The organism is Arcicella lustrica (assembly GCF_034930985.1).
Classification (GTDB): Bacteria; Bacteroidota; Bacteroidia; order Cytophagales; family Spirosomataceae; genus Arcicella; species Arcicella lustrica.
On record NZ_JAYGIM010000016.1, the window covers coordinates 212228 to 228822 of the forward strand.

The 16595-nt window shown below is 31.0% G+C and carries 12 protein-coding genes; 9 read left to right on the forward strand and 3 right to left on the reverse strand.

The genetic code is table 11. The features are described 5' to 3' along the window. Position 1 precedes the first annotated feature (1 nt). Positions 2–1138, reverse strand: a complete 1137-nt coding sequence (locus tag VB798_RS20415; RefSeq protein ID WP_323689091.1) for a glycosyltransferase family 4 protein — start codon at positions 1136–1138, stop codon at positions 2–4. A 295-nt stretch (positions 1139–1433) separates the two neighbouring features. Between VB798_RS20415 and VB798_RS20420 the strand changes: the two genes are divergently transcribed. The 3 genes from VB798_RS20420 to mtgA all read left to right on the forward strand — a co-directional run bounded on the left by VB798_RS20420 (position 1434) and on the right by mtgA (position 4793). Further along, on the forward strand, positions 1434–2666 hold the full coding sequence (locus VB798_RS20420) for a M16 family metallopeptidase (protein WP_323689092.1): 1233 nt from the start codon (positions 1434–1436) through the stop codon (positions 2664–2666). A gap of 108 nt (positions 2667–2774) precedes the next feature. After that, positions 2775–3896: a radical SAM family heme chaperone HemW gene (gene hemW, locus VB798_RS20425; RefSeq protein ID WP_323689093.1), complete on the forward strand. Its 1122-nt coding sequence runs from the start codon at positions 2775–2777 to the stop codon at positions 3894–3896. 93 nt (positions 3897–3989) lie between these two features. Then, on the forward strand, positions 3990–4793 hold the full coding sequence (gene mtgA, locus VB798_RS20430) for a monofunctional biosynthetic peptidoglycan transglycosylase (protein ID WP_323689094.1): 804 nt from the start codon (positions 3990–3992) through the stop codon (positions 4791–4793). Between the two features lie 171 nt (positions 4794–4964). Here mtgA and VB798_RS20435 read toward each other — a convergent pair whose 3' ends face one another. Beyond that, complete coding sequence (locus VB798_RS20435) at positions 4965–6098, reverse strand: glucosaminidase domain-containing protein (RefSeq protein ID WP_323689095.1); 1134 nt, start codon at positions 6096–6098, stop codon at positions 4965–4967. Between the two features lie 136 nt (positions 6099–6234). After that, positions 6235–7005 carry a class I SAM-dependent methyltransferase gene (locus VB798_RS20440; protein ID WP_323689096.1) on the reverse strand — a complete coding sequence of 257 codons (771 nt, stop codon included), beginning with the start codon at positions 7003–7005 and terminating at the stop codon, positions 6235–6237. A 202-nt stretch (positions 7006–7207) separates the two neighbouring features. Between VB798_RS20440 and VB798_RS20445 the strand changes: the two genes are divergently transcribed. The 6 genes from VB798_RS20445 to VB798_RS20470 all read left to right on the forward strand — a co-directional run. Then, positions 7208–8446 (forward strand): GWxTD domain-containing protein, encoded by a 1239-nt coding sequence (locus tag VB798_RS20445; RefSeq protein ID WP_323689097.1) that lies wholly within the window; start codon positions 7208–7210, stop codon positions 8444–8446. A gap of 707 nt (positions 8447–9153) precedes the next feature. Further along, positions 9154–9825, forward strand: coding sequence for a hypothetical protein (locus tag VB798_RS20450; RefSeq protein WP_323689098.1), 672 nt, complete (start codon positions 9154–9156; stop codon positions 9823–9825). Positions 9826–9914: 89 nt separating this feature from the next. Further along, positions 9915–11489: a hypothetical protein gene (locus VB798_RS20455; RefSeq protein WP_323689099.1), complete on the forward strand. Its 1575-nt coding sequence runs from the start codon at positions 9915–9917 to the stop codon at positions 11487–11489. A 118-nt stretch (positions 11490–11607) separates the two neighbouring features. After that, positions 11608–13287 (forward strand): capsule assembly Wzi family protein, encoded by a 1680-nt coding sequence (locus VB798_RS20460; RefSeq protein ID WP_323689100.1) that lies wholly within the window; start codon positions 11608–11610, stop codon positions 13285–13287. 48 nt (positions 13288–13335) lie between these two features. Then, the gene (locus VB798_RS20465) at positions 13336–14175 is read left to right on the forward strand and encodes a polysaccharide biosynthesis/export family protein (protein ID WP_323689101.1); all 840 of its coding nucleotides are present in this window, start codon (positions 13336–13338) and stop codon (positions 14173–14175) included. A gap of 41 nt (positions 14176–14216) precedes the next feature. Continuing rightward, positions 14217–16595 (forward strand): GumC family protein (locus VB798_RS20470; RefSeq protein ID WP_323689102.1); only part of this gene is annotated, 2379 nt, incomplete at its 3' end.

Here is a 16595-nt window from a genome sequence, read left to right on the forward strand (position 1 = left end):
TTTAATGAGATGATGCTAAAGTATTCTGATAAATATTGACCAATTGTTTGGCAATATTTTCGGCTGAAAATTGTGTGATATGTTGTTTACCATCTAAAACCATTTGTTTTCGTAAAGATTTATTCGACAAAACTTGTAGGATTTTACTTGATAAATCATTCAAATCGTCAGGATTAGCGTATAATGCGCCTTTTCCTCCAGCTTCTTCCAAACATGAACCTGTAGCCGCAATCACTGGAATACCTGAATGCAAAGCTTCTAAAATAGGAATGCCAAAACCTTCAAAAAATGAAGGATACACAAATAAAGAACTACCTTGATACAAAGCTGGTAAATCTGCAAAAGGCACTTTGTTGAATATTTTGATATTGCTAAGTGAGTGTTCCTGAATATAACTTTCAATTTGTTTTTGATAATCGGATTTTCCACCAACTAATATCAATTCATAATCTGCCAAATGTAATTTATGAAAGGCTTTTACCAACATTAATTGGTTTTTTCGTTCGGCGATGGTGGCGACACAAAGCAAGTATTTTTTATGAATATCGTACTTTACTTTTATCGAATCTATTTGTTCTTCCTCAAGTTTTGTTTTGAAAATATCATCTGAATCTTGATAAATAACTTCAATTTTTTCGGGATTTATCTGATAGAAATTTACAATATCTCTTTTGGTTTGTTCGCTAATGGCTACAATTACATCGGCATGTTGACAAGCTTTTTTAAATTTAATTTGATAAATGAAGCGGTCGAAAGCTGGATATAAATTGGGATAACGCTCAAAAATCAAATCATGAATGGTGACGATTGATTTGATTTTTTTTCTTTTCAAGCCAATGGGCAATTCATTACTTAATCCATGAAAAATTTGAATTTCATCTCTTTTTAAATCCTTACCGATTAAAAAACTTCTCCAAAAAGATTTTAATTTTTTCGATTTAGGCAGTTTAATCTTGAAGTTGACTAAGGCTTCGTTTATGTATTTTTCAGTGAAAGGAGCTTTATTGATTTTTGGCGTGTAGGCAAAATAATTGTTTTCTGGAGCGTACTTTAACAATGCGTCAATGATAAACCGACTATAATTTCCCAAGCCTGTATTGTTATTAAAAGCTCTTTTGGCGTCAAAACCGATTTTCATTTTTATTGATTAATGAGTGAAATAATGGGTGATTTCAGTAATATGAAAATTAATTTCAAATATTACTGCACAAAATTACCCTGAATTGGGTTAAATAAAAACGAGTAAGCCTTCTTTCCTGATGATAAATGTTAATTCAGAGAATGATTTCCTGTTTTTGCAGGCGATTCAATGTGATTACTCTTTTGTTTTATGGCATACTAGCCTTAAAGTAATAACTTTGTATTTAATTAGATTAAATTTTTATAAAGTATTCAATTCATCAATTTCAGCATTGAATACAAATTAATACCGCATGTTAGATATACAAGAATATAGATTGCCGAATGGAATCAGAGTAGTGCATCGTCAAGTAACACATACTGCTATTTCACATATCGGAATCATGTTAGATATGGGTAGTCGTGATGAAAAAGCGCACCAGCAAGGTTTAGCTCATTTTTGGGAGCACATGGCCTTTAAAGGAACTAAAAAGCGTACTTCATTACAGATTATCAATCGTTTAGAAATTGTTGGAGGAGAATTAAACGCCTATACTACCAAAGAAAAAATCTGTTTTCATGCTTCTGTTCTTACGCCACATTACGAACGTGCTTTGGAATTGTTGGCTGATATTACTTTCAATTCTAATTTTCCAGATAAGCAAGTAGAGCGTGAAAGAGGTGTGATTTTGGAGGAAATGGCGATGTACTACGATTCGCCAGAAGATGCTATTCAAGATGATTTTGATGAAATCGTTTTTGCAAATCATCAATTAGGGAAAAACACATTAGGTAATCAAGAAAGTGTTTCTCGATTTAGCAGACAAGATTTATTAGATTTTATCGCTGAAAATTTAGATACAGGAAGAGTAATTTTTTCATCCATTGGTAATATTCCTTTCAAAAAAGTAATTCATTATGTAGAGAAATTTTTAAAAGATATTCCTGCTAAATCTTCTAATTTGGTGCGTGTAGCACCTGTAGATTACAAACCCCAGAATATTAGCATTACTAGAAGTATTACCCAAGCGCATGTGGCTATTGGGAGAAATGCTTATGCTTTGGCTGATGAAAAACGTTTGCCTTTTTTTATGTTGGTTAATTTGTTAGGCGGTTTTGGGATGAATTCAAGATTAAACCTTGCTGTGCGTGAACGCAATGGCTTGGTTTATGCCATTGATGCAGGTTATACTCCATTTATTGATACAGGTTATTGGGGAATTTATTTTGCCACAGAAGCAAAGCGATTGAATAAAGTAAACACGCTAATTTTAAAAGAACTCAAAAAACTAAGAGATATTTCGCTGACTAAAACGCAATTGATTAATACCAAAGAGCAATTGATGGGACAAATGGCGATGTCGGAAGAAGGTAATATGAGTTTTATGTTGATGATGGCGAAAAGTCTTTTAGATATTGATAGAATTGATACTTTGGATGAATTATTCGAGCAAATCAAAAACGTTTCGGCGACACAATTACAAGATTTAGCCAACGAAATGTTTCAAGAAGAAGATTTAAGTTATTTAACATTCCTACCAGAGTAATTTTAATTTGAAAATTTAAACCGATTTGAAAATTTGAAAATGAAAGCTTGGGAATAATTAATATCATTTTCAAATCAGCTTATTTTCAAATTTTCAAATTATTTTCACTTGCATTTATACATCCACATTCCCTTTTGCCGACAGGCTTGCCATTATTGCGATTTTCATTTTAGTACTTCTCTGAAAGTAAAGGATGAAATGGTAAATGCTATTTGCCAAGAAATTAAGCTTCAAAAAAAATATCTTCAAGATAAAAACCTAAGTACCATTTACTTTGGAGGAGGAACACCATCTTTATTAGAAGAAAAAGATTTAGCACTGATTTTTGAAACTATTCATCGGCATTATCAAGTAATAGATGGCGCTGAAATTACTTTAGAAGCTAATCCGGATGATTTGAATTTAGAAAAATTGCGTTCTTTTAAACGTTTTGGAATCAATCGTTTAAGTATTGGAATTCAGTCTTTTAACGAGAATCATTTAAAAAAAATCAATAGAATTCATACTGCTCAAGAGGCTGAAACTTGTGTGAAACTGTCGCAAGACGTAGGAATTCATAATTTGACGATTGATTTGATTTACGCCATTCCGTCGGATAGTCATGCGATTTTTGAAAATGATTTGGCAAAAGCAACCGCTTTAAACTTGAATCATATTTCAGCCTATTGTTTGACGATTGAGCCCAAAACTGTTTTTGGGAAATGGCTGAAACAAGGTAAAATAGAAGTAATTAATGACGAATTTGCCAGTCAACAATTTGAAATGCTAGTTAATCATTTAGCTTCAAATGGTTTTGAACAATATGAAATTTCGAATTTTGCTCGCAACAACCAATATGCTAGGCACAATACCAGTTATTGGAAACAAGAAGAGTATTTAGGTATCGGACCTTCAGCGCATAGTTTCAACCATTTAAGCCGACAATATAATGTTGCTAATAATGCTCAGTATTTAAAAGCTTTATCAACGGAGCAAATTCCAGCAACGACAGAAATTCTGACGAAAGAAGATAGAATAAACGAGTACTTATTGACTGGATTAAGAACTAAATGGGGCTGTGAGCTAAAAAAACTCAATCAATTATTAGAAAATGATTTCCTTGAATTCAACCAAGATATTTTGAAAAATCAGTTTTCAGAAGGTTTTTTATGGATTGAAAATGATACTTTATTGATTACCGAAAAAGGAAAATTATTTGTAGATAGAATCGCCTCAGATTTGTTTTTTTAGCCTTGAAATGTATTTATGAATTTCAAAGGTGCTTTTCTTTTCAGTGAATTCTTCGTTTTTTTGTATTTATGTTAACCAATAACCATCTTATACATGGCTAAAAATACATTCAGAACTCCTCCACAAGAAGAGAAAACTAACAAGAAGCGTACTGTTCAATCTTCATTGAATGATGATATTGACGTATCCAACAAACGCCATCCAATAGTACAACTTGTTATTTCTTATTGTATTAAGTTTTTAATTTACTTCTTTTCCATTTCATTAGCTTGGGTATTGGTTTTGAAATTTGTACCGATTTGGGTTACTCCAACAATGATTGACCGTAAAGTTACAGCCATTTTTGAAGGTAGAGATTCTGAAATTCACTCTGATTGGGAACCTTACGAAAATATTTCAAAAGAGGCAGCTTTGGCAGTTGTTGCTTCAGAAGACCAACTTTTCCCTCAGCATTTGGGCTTTGATTTTAATGCCATGTGGGGAGCTTTTCGTCATAATTTAAAAGGAAAAAAAATAAAAGGAGCAAGTACTATTTCTCAGCAAGTAGCCAAAAACGTATTTCTTTGGCAAGGAAGAAGCTATGTTAGGAAAGTATTAGAAGTATATTTTACTTTTTTGATTGAAGTAATTTGGGGTAAAGAAAGAATCCTAGAAGTATATTTGAATGTAGCAGAAATGGGGAAAATGACCTTTGGTGTAGAAGCTGCCGCTTTGCGTTATTACGGACACAGTGCCAAATTAATCAACAGAGCAGAAGCTGCTAGAATTGCTGCCGTTTTACCAAGTCCCAATAGATTTTCAATTGCCAATCCATCTAAATATGTTCAAAAAAGAACAAATTTCATCATGAGACAAATGAGAGGATTAGGAGGAAAAGCTTATATCGCTGATTTATAAAACATAAACTATGAAGTTGAATTAGCAATTTTCAAGATAATTTCATTGAATAAAAAGGCAAAATTAAATCAGTTTTAGGGAACTGATTCACATGAAATATCACTTTCCATTACTCATTACTCATTACTCATTACTCATTACTCATTACTCATTACTCATTACTCATTAGAACTAATCATATTGAATCAGATTGTACTTATCTACTAATTTCATAATTCTATCAGCATAATATTTGCCTCCTTTGTGTGAATAGCCTTTTTCTCCAATTGCATATACAAATGTATAAGCGGCAGAATATTTATCCACTCCTTCAGCTATTTGTCCTTGATAAAATCTTGGAATATCGCTGTAATCACGTTTCCACAAACCTGTTTTGTGTAAAAAAATTTCTTCTACCAAAAAAGTCATGCAATCTGCACGAGAATTAAAACGCTTGTACCAATTATCTGGTCGGTTATCTTCATCGTAAATATATTGACCTTCGTCTGTAATTTTCAGAATTTGTACTTTCCCTTCATGTTCATCAGGTTGACCTTTTAGTTGATAAGCATTTGAATTGTTGCCTTTCCATTGTTTAATTCCTAAAAAGTTGTTCGCATAAACTGCATTTCTACTAAAACCATAGCCACTTTCTAAGGCTGCCATTGCAATAACAATACTTGCTGGAATTTGATATTTTCTTGACAAAAACTGAGCATCTTGACTAATGTCTGCAATAAAACCTTTAGCTTCATCGGCTGTAGGATGACCAATTGCTGTAGCATAGACATTTTGGTTTTTTCCAAAAGGGTCTTCGTTGGGAGTAGGAGGGAATCTAAGCGAAGTATTGACTCTGTTGGGGAATAAATACTCACCAAGAGCATCTTTGGGCAAGTTTCCATCATTATATGCCATTACGTTATTATATTTTTGAGCGTTTTTTCGCTCATAAGTAATGACATCATTCTGAAAAATTTTTCCAGTAATAACTATTTCTCCATAAGATACATTGACAGTATCGTTGTTGGAAGAAATACCAATAAATTTTAATTGTTTTACACCAGAATAGCTAAACAGAAAAGGAAAAATAGCTTTGTTAGATGCTACGAAAGCAGTACCTAAACTTCTATTGTCAGAATAGACTTTTACTCTATGAACATTATCACCAACGTGAAAGACAAATTTTACTTCATCGCCTACTTGCGCTTTAGCAGCATATTCAACATTAAAAGTAAAGCGGTTAAGTTTTTGTGATGAAAATGCAAAAAATACCAAACCCAGCAATAAGATACTTATTACTTGGTTATTAAATACTGTTTTTATCATTAGTGATGTTTTGTTAGATTTTGATTTTAACTCAGCGGCGGATAAGATGAAACCTTTTGTTAATCTTAACAAAAAAGAATGTGCTTAACTTTTTATAGGTTAAGCACATTGCAATATATAATTTTTTTTACAATTATTACTTATTTGCAATGTAAAAAAAATCAAAACATTCTTCAGCATCGTCTGAAAGGAAGTAGTCTTGATAAGTAATTCCAGTGACCAATTTGTTGTCTGAACGTTGAATAATGTTTCTGCTCATTCTGTTTGCGATATCATAAGGAATTTGTAACATCCATCTTGGCAAACGATATTGCAAATTAAAAATATCGAAACGAGTGATTTTTTCAACCGAACGTTTATTTTCTTCATAGTAATTCATCACCTTTTCATTCCCATGAACTCCTTGCGTTTGGATTGAAGAAAAATGCTTTAAGATGAGATTTTTAAGTTCTGTTGCTAAATATTCTCTTACATGCCAAGGGTTTCTTGAAAGAGAATATTTCTTGTTGACAGTTGTTAAAATTAGTTTTCCTCCAGGTTTTAATACTCTGTGCGCTTCTTTAATAAACTCATTATCATCTTCAATGTGTTCTATTACTTGGAAAGTAACGATACAATCAAAAGTATTATCTGCCAAGCCTTTTAAAGGTGGCAAAAACATATCAATGAATTTGAAAGAAGGATATTGTGCGCTTAGTTGCGTCATTAAAGGCTCATTTTTATCGACACCAGTATAATTAGCAACCGAAGGAGCTAAAACGGCTACACCACGCCCAGTACCACAGCCAATTTCGAGCAAGTTTCCAGAAACGATTTTAGCAGCTTCAATATATGGGAATAGTAATCTTTGATGAACAGGATTATCTGAAATGATTTCTGAGGAAGCAATCTCGGTTGTTTTGTACATGATATCAGGTAAAAAAGGAAATAATTTTTAATTTTATCCCAAATTTAGGGCATTTGCTTGACATCAGGAAAATACTTATTAAATTGAATTCGTTATCATCTCAAATTATCTTGTCGAATTTGCAATAATTGACATATTTATATTTGTTAATTTTCTAATATAAACGCTTAGAGCTTGAGGCTTACAGCTATTCTTTCAACTGATGAAAAAAATACTTCTATTCGTTCCAATCATTTTGTTTTTGGCAAGTTGTAGCTCAACTTCACCTAAAAAAGCCAAAGAACAAGGCGAAAGTAAAGTGCTTTTACAAAGATTTCTGAGTAAAAGTCGATTCTTAGATAATGGTTCTTCCGTAAGAGTTTTTTTAAGTATTGATATTGATAGAACCTTTACTTTAGCCGAAGCAAGTAAAGATTTTGTGATTGCCTATAATCTTTATCCTGATTATAATGCCAAGCAAAATAGTTTGAGCCAAGGTAATGTTAGTATTAATTCAGAAAATGCTAGCCAGGAAGGAGGATTATTAACTGTTTGGTTTGATATTCCCAAACCCAAAGATTTGTTAACAGGTTTGGCACTAACAGAAATTAAAGATTTAAGAACGGGTAATAAAATTTTTAATGATTGTTTTCTAAGATTTCAATCCGGAAAAGTAGGTGATTACTTTATGTTTTATGATAAAACAGGAAAAACACCATTAGCTAGAAACTATTTTACGGTTCAAGATACTGTTGTTCTCAAAAGTCTTTCTGATAAACAACAAACGTTTAAAGTTTTCAAATATCGTTATGATTTTGAGGCTGCTATTTCACCAATGTCAACTACGCCAAGAGCAGCTTCAAAAAGTTTGTTTGTAGATTCTTCTTTTACAGTTACAAGTAATAAGCCTTTTGTATTAAAAAGTGATGCACTTTATTATTTTACGAGAGATACAACAGAATCTTATGGAATAGGAATGGTAGTTGCAGATAAGCGATTTCCTAAAATGACTCGCCCTGAAAAATTAGTGAGACCATTGATTTATGTAAGCACAAATGCAGAAACAAGCGATTTGTATAATTCTAAAGACCCGAAACGCTCCTTAGATAATTATTGGTTAAATATCATGCAAGGAAATCAAGGTACAGCTAAGAGGACGATTAAATCATATTATCAAAGAGTAGAGCAAGCAAACAGATTATTTACAACGTATAAAGAAGGGTGGAAGACAGACAAAGGAATGGTTTACATCGTTATGGGTGACCCGACGAGAATCACCAGAACAAAAGATAAAGAAGTTTGGACTTACACCCGAAATAGCCAGTATTCAGAAGTAAACTTTACTTTTACCAGAAGAGCTAATCAATTTGCTGACGATCATTACGAACTTCAACGCTATGCAGAATATCAATCCATTTGGTTCCCAACCGTAGAGCAGTGGAGGAATGGGGATAAGATTTAATGTAAACAGGGATTAAAAAGATAAGACCTTTTTAATCCCTGTTTTTTTGCTACTGATATGAGTAACACCTGTATCAACCCACTATTAGACCCCTTTTAGACTACTTTAAGCCTCCTTTCAACCCAACTTAACCTTTGAATAATTGCATATTCTCTGTATTATTTTGGTTGAATTAAGATAGCATTTAATGAAATGTTAACTTTCAATTCTTCAATTAATCCATTATTTCAATAATTTTTGATTTCTTCATAATTCTTTAATAAATACAATTTTAAAATAGTATAGCTTTAGTACTTACTTTTCAAGAGTTAATATGAATGGGAATAATCGTTAAGTTAATTTCGATGGTACTAAGAAAAGTTTAATTGTGTACAGAATTAAAAGAACTGTTTAGAGACTTATAGATAGTTAAAATTAATGTTTTATGTTTAATGATGGATTATAAATTTTGTTTTGTCCTATAATTAGCAAATATTATTTCGAATATTGTTTTTTAACCAATCTAAGGATAAAGCAATATTACTATTTTGATAAAGAATAACAAATTTCAGATAAAATATACCGTTTAATAATTTTTTTATTTGAAAATCGAAAATTGTTCTTACTTTTGACTTAGAAGAATGCAAAAATTCTAAGTTTTATCATAGTACTTGAAATTTTAATTCTTTATGCAGTCTAAACGCTATCTAACTTTCATACTATTTATTATGGCATTTTACTTATGCCCTAATAATGATGTTTGTGCGACAGCCGACTCAACAAACGTTCATAAACATAATGTATCAATCGGTGTCTCTTTGGGAACAAATGGATTAGGCTTAGAATTAGCTAAAACATCCCCTTACAAAAAAATATTTTGGCGAGTAGGAACTACCTACCTTCAGTATCATAGATTGTTTGATGTCAATCTAAATACTAAGTCAACCATCAATATTGAATCTGATTTAAAATTCAACCAGATTTTTTTAGCGACTCAATTTTACCCTTTCAAGAAAGTATCTTTTCACTTAATAGGTGGAGTTAGTTATTTATATAATTTCAATGTTTCCGCATTTGTTGACACAAATACTGGAATAAGCTTTGAAGGAGTAGAAGTAAACGCTGAGGATTTTGGAGAAATTAGTGTGAAAGTTGATTGGAATAAATTTGTTCCTTTTGTTGGATTTGGATTTGGTAGAGTCATACCTAAAAGAAGACTAAGTTTTAACGGAGAGATTGGTTGCTATTATATGGGTAGTCCTAAAATTATAAGTGAATATTTTGGTATTTTAGACACTACGAATGCAGATGAACTAATTCCGATTATTGAAAGAAATATCAAAGATTACTCATATTTACCTTTCATTAATTTTAAAGTTAGATATAGAATTGGAAATTAATATTAAATGCGAGGTGAGTGATGCGTAATGATTAATTTTCTATTGTTAAGTTTTCTCTAATTTTTACTTTAGTCCAATCAGTAAAAAAAATGAAATACCTTGGTTACTCCATATTATTGATTTTTTTTGTAAGCTTATTTGATGCTTGTAACAATCCTTTAGAAAATGTTTCTATTAAAATAAAGGATGCTCTTACAGAATCGGCAATTAATCTAACTTATAAAAATGCAGTATCAAGTGATACAACAATGACTCCTAAAAATATTAAATTTACTTTTTTAGGGGAAGATGCAGAAGGAATAGTAAGTTCAGTTGGAAATAAAAAGATTAATATTAGTAGAGAAGGATTACTTGGAATTGCGATTGCTCCAGATTACACAAAAAGACCAGCTAACATTAAAGTAGTAGCACAGTTAGAAGGATACTTGACAGATATTAATCTTGTGACAATACAAGCTAAAACTAATATCAATAGAACAATAAGAATGTTTAAAATCAACAATCTACCGTCTGGCATGAGTGTTGATTTAAAGAAAATAAATGCTAATGATATAGTAGAGCAAACAGTAAGTTTAACTACAAATGGTCAGAAAGAAAAAGCTAGCTTGGTTACAAATACTGGTACAAATGTTATAGACAAGTCAGGTACTGTCTTATCAGGAAAATTTGAATTACTTTTGAGTCATTTTGAAAATAAAGCAAGAGAATTCGTTCCTTCAAATTATACAGTATATCAGGCAATTGGATTAGATAATAAAGTTTTGCCACCCTTTGAGTTTCAATCTTACGGCTTTTTTTCATTTAAAATAATAGATGAGAAATTTGAAGAAGCTAGCAACCTTTCCAAACCATGTTCCGTAAGTATAGAAATTAATGAAGAAAGTTACCATACGAATGGCACAAAATTAAAAGAAGGAGATAGTATTCCATTTTGGGTATATGCTAACAATACTTGGAAAATGTTAGCTAACCCTGTTTTAAAAAGAAATGCAAATGGTAAATTGTCAATTACAACAAGTATTTCATCGCTTAGTTATTATGCTTTAGGAGAAATGTTTCCTGTTTGTGAGAAAGGTCCAATACTCATTGTAAATAGTGCATATAAAGGATTGGATATTTATCATTACAGTCGTTTAATTGAAAAATCGTCTGGAAAGAATGTTGGAGATGTATATTTGAGTTTGAATAATGGGGCAAGATATTCTTTAGCAGGTAGAAGAAAGAACACAGTTTATTTGCAAGTATTTAATTATAATAATCAGTATGGTGGAGACTTATCAAAGCCAATTTTTCAGAGTGAAACTTTTGACTTGTGTGATGAAAAAAATATACCAATTAATATTGTAGCGCCCTCACCACAACCTGTTAATGTAGAACTAATCATTGAGTGTGCTAAAGGACAAACTGTTAATGAACAAGCTGTACCAGCAAAAGTTGATATTCAATTTCAACCAAAAGGTGCTGCAGCCAATGATTGGAGAGATTTGATGCAGTTAACAAGGACTCAGCGCTCTGGGAGTACTTATAAATTAAAAGTAGGAGGTACTTATTCAATTAGAGCTTCTCCTAATCCTGCACAGGGATGGTTATTTTATAAAAGAGATACACTTGTTAGCAATGTTAATTATCGTTTTTATATAGAAAATAAAGATTATTGTAAGTGAGGTATTGAAAGTAGGGAATTGAAAATATTGTTACTTTAAGTCACGAAAAATATCGTTTATTTGTAAGGCTACACTATCTTTAATCTTGATTTTTAATTCTATTAAACAATCTGATTTGATGAGAAAATTTACTAAACTATTAACTTTCTTTGTGTTATCATCATTAAGCTTACTCGTTTTTCAAGTAAAAGCGCAAGTAGTTTATGAGCCTAGCTATAAGACAGTTTATTCATACTTATCCAGATTAGCACAAAAAGGTGTTATTGATTTAAATGATGTAACGCTACCATTATCAAGAAATTATATTCTATCAAAATTAGATACTTTAAATAATCATACTCAATTATTAACGTCTCTTGAAAAAGAAGAACTAGCTTTTTATCTTAAAGATTATACAATTGAGAAAAACCTAGCAAAAGATCTAACGTCAGAAAAGCCATTCCAAAGTATTTTACAAGCCAAACCTAATGATAGAGTTAGATTTGCAGCTTATCAAGATAAGCAATTTGCTATTAATGTTCAACCAATTATTGGTTACCAGTTAGAGAACAGTGAAAATGCGACAATAAATCAACGTTGGATTGGTGCTTGGATTTATGGTTATTTAGGTAAAAATATTGGTTACAGCGTAGATTTTAGAAATAGTCAACTCAATAATCTTTACCTGAACTATGATTACAAACAAAATTTTAGTCCAAATCAAGGGAGAATAGGAGATTTATTATTAAGTGGAAAAAGGTTTGACTACAGCTTGATTAATGCAACAATTACTGCTCAATGGAAATGGGGTCATGCTACTTTTGGGAAGAACTCTTTTCCATTTGGTTATGGTGCTGGTGGGAAGATTATTCTATCGGATAAAGCTCCAGGGTTTCCTCAAGTTCGTTTAGATATTAACCCAGTAAAGTGGCTATCGTTTACTTACGCTCATGCCTGGCTTAACTCTAATATTATTGATTCAACATCCATCTACAGCACATCGGTTCCTGGAAGAAACCAATTTTCTTACAGAGAGAAATATTTAGCTTTTCATGCTCTTACTCTTAAGCCATTTAAAGGATTTAGTTTTTCAGTAGGGGAGTCAGTAATCTATAATGATAATCTTAAAATAGCCTATATGATTCCTATTGCATTGTTTTCAGGCTTGAATCATTATTTAGGTGAAGCAAGTACAAGCCAGAATGCAACTAATACAATAGCAAACTCACAAATATTTTTACAACTAAGTTCCAGAAATCATATTCCTAAAACACACTTATATGCTAGTTTATTTATTGACGAATTAGAGTTTTCGTTAACAGGTGGAAGTGCCAATGAAAGAAATGCTAGAAACCATACGGCTTATCAAATTGGAGCAAGTATTGCTGATTTTCCAATAAACAATTTACACTTGACTTTAGAATATTCTAAAATTCAGCCGTTTAATTATGTACATTTTATTCCTGTACAGACTTTTCAAAGTAATAATTTCAACTTAGGTCACTGGATTGGACCAAATGCTGACCAACTATTTGCTCAGTTACATTATAGAGTGTTAAGAGGTTTAGACATTAAGCTAATTTATAACTACATAAGAAAAGGAACTGTAGGTACGGGAGTACAGCAAGCTGACTTTAAAGATAAATATCCATTTTTATGGGGAGATTTAAAAAAGTATAGCTATTTTCAGACCCTTTTGCAGTATGAATTTATTCACGATTTATTTTTTAAAATAAGCTATCAAAATAATCAAGAAGAAAATAAAGGAGTAAGCAAGAATAATAGAAATATTTCTATGGCAATTAATTACAGTTTTTAATTCATAATAATAAAGTAAATCTCAAAAATCATCTTCAAATCAAATTGTATGAAGAATTTATTTAGTAAAAAAAGTATTTCAAAAGATATAAAGCTATTGCTAATGATGGCTTTATCATTATCTTTTTTCACATCTTGTGTTTCAACAAAAAATGTAACTTATTTTCAGGGTTCAGACCCTTTAGATACAGTACGATATTCAATATTAAAAACTGTAACGCCACTTATTCCTAAAATTCAACCGGATGATATTTTAGCAGTAACTGTAAGTTCATTAAGCATAGAATCTAACGAGGTTTTTAACTTTCAAAATGTAACACCTTTAATTACCACCAATTTTCCAGGTGTATCAAGTAATGGAATTGCAAGAAATCAACCATTGGGTTACTTAGTTGATCCTTCTGGTAATATTGAATTACCATTAATTGGCAAAATCTTAGTTATTAATCTAACACTAGAGGAAGCAGAAATAAAAATAAAAAGAGAATTAGCTAAATATTTAAAAGAACCTACAGCTAATGTCAGATTTCTTAATCAAAAAGTTACTATTTTAGGAGAAGTCAATCGCCCTGGTATTTATAATTTAACTGATAATCATACATCTTTACCAGAATTATTAGGTATTGCAGGAGATTTAACAATTTATGGTAGAAGAGATAATATAATGCTAATTCGAACTACTGATGGTAAAAAAGAAATCGTTAAATTAAATATTAATACTAGAGAAGTCTTTGAAACACCATATTATTACATTAGAAATGGGGATGTAATTTATGTAGAGCCTACTAAAGGTAAAATTACATCTTCAGATAGAACATTACAGTTAATACCTATTGCTACAGGAGTTACCACCTCTTTGGTATTATTACTAAATCTTTTATTTAAATAAAATTAAAAGTAAAAATTACATATAGTAAATAACTTTAAATTATGGCAGATAATTCATTTGATTTCCTTGATAATACTGAAGAAAATTTTGACATAAGAAAGATTTTTCTTTCTTATATTAGATATTGGTATTGGTTTGTTCTATCAATTGGTATTACAGTTACTGGTGCAAATTTATATCTTCGTTACACAACTCCAATCTACAATGTAAGCGCTGTTCTTTTAATTAAAGACGAGAAAAAAGGTATCGGAGGAAATGATATGCTAAAAGAACTCGAAATGTTTTCGGGGAATAAAATTGTAGAAAATGAAATGGAAGTTTTAAAATCAAGAAGCTTAATTGAGAAAGTTGTTGATGATTTAAACTTAACAGTTTCGTATTATCAAAAAGGTGAAATTAGACCATACGACCAAATTTTCAGAACATCTCCTATTTGGGTTCAACATGGTGATCTTAATGATATGGCTTACAAGGAACCGATTTTTATTAAGTTAATTAATAAACAGAAATATGAGTTATTAAGTGAAAATGGTGATATAATGGGTACGTTTGCGTATAGCCAAAATATTAGAAGTAAATTAGGTGCCTTTAGAGTTTTTTTGAATGATTCTCTTTATCGAAATGATAATGATTTGATTCGGGTTAAGTTTTTCGAAAAAGAATCTGTAATTGAAAATTATCAAAAAAATATTAAGGTTGAACTTTTAAATTTAAAAAGTACAGTATTAAAACTTACTTTGGAAGATGCTTTACCAATAAAAGGTAAAGCTATTTTATCAAAATTGTTAGAGAGTTACACTTTCTCTGCTCTTGCTGATAAAAATATGGAGGCTACAGCCACATTGCAATTTATTGACCAGCGTCTTAGACTAATAACAGGAGAATTAGGAGATGTAGAAAAAGATGTAGAAACCTATAAAAGTTCTCAAGGGATTACTGATTTAAGTGTTGAGGCTAATTTATTTTTAGAAAAAGTTAAAGAAAATGATACTAAACTAAATGAGGTTGATATCCAATTAAAAGTTCTTGATGGAGTCGAGAGCTATTTAAGAAGTAGTCAAAGCGGTGTTGCTCCTGCTACTTTAATGGTAAATGATCCTGTTTTAATAAGTTTACTATCTAAGCTTAATGAATTAGAAATACAAAGAGAAAAATATGCAAGAACGACAGAAGCAGCTAACCCACTGTTAGGAACAATCAATACTCAAATTGCTAATACAAAAGCTGCAATCCGTGAAAGTATTACTAATCAAAAGCAAGGTCTTCAGGTTACCCGAAATAGTTTAAAAGGCTTAAATAATCGTTTTGAATCTTCAATTCGTACGATTCCTAAAAAAGAAAGAGAATTTGTTAATATTAAACGTCAGCAAGGTATCAAAGAAAGTTTATTCTTGATGTTATTACAGAAAAAAGAAGAAACAGCTATTTCCTATGCTTCAACAGTCACAGATAGCCGCTTAGTAGATGAACCGTATAGTGATCCTAAACCTATAAAACCCAAAGGAGGTATTATATATATAATGGCTTTAATTTTAGGTTTTGTGTTACCAGCAGTAACAGTTAATCTTAAAGATTTATTGAACGATAAAATCCAGTCTAGAAAAGAAATTGAGGATGTTACTGGTATTTCTGTATTTGGCGAGATTGGTAAAAAGCCTAAAGAAATGAAGGATAATATTGTTGATATGAAGAGTACTAGCTTTTTAGCTGAACAATTTAGAACATTAAGAACCAATTTGCAATACGCTGCTGGAGGAGTTAATGTAGATGGAAGGGGTAAAGCTATCTTGTTAACTTCTTCGATAGGCGGTGAAGGTAAATCTTTTGTTAGCATTAATTTAACTGCAAGTATTGCGCTTTTGGATAAAAAAGTTGTAGTATTAGAATTAGATTTACGTAAACCTAAAGTATCGGAGTACTTAGGAGTATCACGTGAAATAGGAATATCTAACTATTTAATTGGTCAGGCTAAGCTTGGAGATATCATTAAACAAAGTACATTAAATCCCAATATGTATGTATTACCTTCAGGACCTATTCCTCCTAATCCATCTGAATTATTATCAAATGGTAAAATGGGGATTTTAATAGAGGAGCTTCGTAAACAATTTGATTATGTTGTATTAGATACACCACCAGTAGGTCTTGTTACAGATTCTACTATACTATCCGAATATGCTGATGCTGTATTCTATTTAATGAGATATGAACATACTCCTAAATCTTATTTGAGAGTTTTAAAAGACTTTAAAGAAAGAAATAAATTCAAATCTTTAAATATTATTTTTAATGGAGTTGACTATCGTAATTCTAAAGAATATGGTTATGGGTATGGTTATGGGTATGGATATGGATATGGTTATGCTTATGGTCAGAATGAGAAGAAAAAAAGTTTTTTTTCAAATCTGTTAAAAAAACTA